This is a genomic window from Paenibacillus darwinianus (assembly GCF_000598065.1).
GTDB classification, from domain to species: domain Bacteria; phylum Bacillota; class Bacilli; order Paenibacillales; family Paenibacillaceae; genus Paenibacillus_I; species Paenibacillus_I darwinianus.
Genome location: NZ_KK082191.1, coordinates 10,020 through 11,633, shown reverse-complemented (window position 1 = coordinate 11,633; position 1,614 = coordinate 10,020). Strand labels below are relative to the sequence as shown.

The 1,614-nt window shown below is 56.9% G+C and carries 3 protein-coding genes and 1 pseudogene; all 4 read left to right on the top strand.

Annotation, left to right across the window (positions count from 1 at the left end):
* Positions 1–306, top strand: a pseudogene (locus tag BG52_RS16180) (hypothetical protein); the annotation flags it as partial.
* A 67-nt stretch (positions 307–373) separates the two neighbouring features.
* Positions 374–901: a YlbF/YmcA family competence regulator gene (locus BG52_RS12220; RefSeq protein ID WP_051602328.1), complete on the top strand. Its 528-nt coding sequence runs from the start codon at positions 374–376 to the stop codon at positions 899–901.
* The gene (locus BG52_RS12215; protein WP_036585542.1) at positions 898–1,113 is read left to right on the top strand and encodes a hypothetical protein; all 216 of its coding nucleotides are present in this window, start codon (positions 898–900) and stop codon (positions 1,111–1,113) included. The genes BG52_RS12220 and BG52_RS12215 overlap by 4 nt, the downstream gene beginning before the upstream one ends.
* 67 nt (positions 1,114–1,180) lie before the next feature.
* Positions 1,181–1,614: YlbF/YmcA family competence regulator (locus BG52_RS12210; protein WP_051602327.1), on the top strand; the 434-nt coding region annotated here is incomplete at its 3' end.

The window sequence follows — 1,614 nt, the reverse complement described above, 5'->3', positions numbered from 1 at the left end:
GAGCCGGATCGGCTGCTGCCCGGTCTGTCGAACGTGCCGGCGGCCTGGTTCAAACAGCTGCGGGAATACCATGCGACGACCCGGCGTGAAATGATCACGAAGGCGATTGAGATCGGCATCGCCGTACGGCTCGTCCGGGAGGGGCAAACGCTCGATTTCGTACCGGATCGGCTCGAGGAGGGGCGGGATATTTGGACGGTCAGCGGCAAGCTCCGGTCGGAGAACGGCGCGGAAGCCGTCCGTTTGACGCCGGATATGTGGTCGGGTATGCAACTCTGCATACCGGATCGGGTGTCCTTTTCGTAAAATACCGTCTCTATTTTCATGATTTCATGGTATGATAGAGGGGAATGAACGTACAGGAGGTGAACCAATGGCGATTACGAAGGAAGCGGCTTATGCGGGCTACCGGGCGGACGCCGGGCAGGCGACGCTCGATATGGCGGGTTTGCTTTCAGCGGCGTATGAGCTTGGCGATATGATCAATTTCTCGGCGGATGCCGCCGATTATGTATACTGGAAAGGCGAAATGAAACGAAACGAGGCGGTTCAGGCACTCGTTAAACGTTTTGCGAAAGCGAAGGAAAAATTCGAGGAATGCCAACGGTTCGGCCGTTTCCATCCCGATTATCATGCGGCGAAGGAAGAGGCGGAAGCCGTCCAGCGAGAGCTGGACGAACAGGAAAGCGTACGCGGCTTTAAGGCGGCAGAGCAGTCGCTTGACGGACTGCTGTTTGAAGTGTCCACCTTGATCGCGCGTGCGGTATCGGATGAAATTAAAGTGCCGAGCAACGATCCGATGCCGTCATCCGGTTGCGGCTGCTGCCCGGTCTGTCGAACGTGCCGGCGGCCTGGTTCAAACAGCTGCGGGAATACCATGCGACGACCCGGCGTGAAATGATCACGAAGGCGATTGAGATCGGCATCGCCGTACGGCTCGTCCGGGAGGGGCAAACGCTCGATTTCGTACCGGATCGGCTCGAGGAGGGGCGGGATATTTGGACGGTCAGCGGCAAGCTCCGGTCGGAGAACGGCGCGGAAGCCGTCCGTTTGACGCCGGATATGTGGTCGGGTATGCAACTCTGCATACCGGATCGGGTGTCCTTTTCGTAAAATACCGTCTCTATTTTCATGATTTCATGGTATGATAGAGGGGAATGAACGTACAGGAGGTGAACCAATGGCGATTACGAAGGAAGCGGCTTATGCGGGCTACCGGGCGGACGCCGGGCAGGCGACGCTCGATATGGCGGGTTTGCTTTCAGCGGCGTATGAGCTTGGCGATATGATCAATTTCTCGGCGGATGCCGCCGATTATGTATACTGGAAAGGCGAAATGAAACGAAACGAGGCGGTTCAGGCACTCGTTAAACGTTTTGCGAAAGCGAAGGAAAAATTCGAGGAATGCCAACGGTTCGGCCGTTTCCATCCCGATTATCATGCGGCGAAGGAAGAGGCGGAAGCCGTCCAGCGAGAGCTGGACGAACAGGAAAGCGTACGCGGCTTTAAGGCGGCAGAGCAGTCGCTTGACGGACTGCTGTTTGAAGTGTCCACCTTGATCGCGCGTGCGGTATCGGATGAAATTAAAGTGCCGAGCAACGATCCGATGCCGTC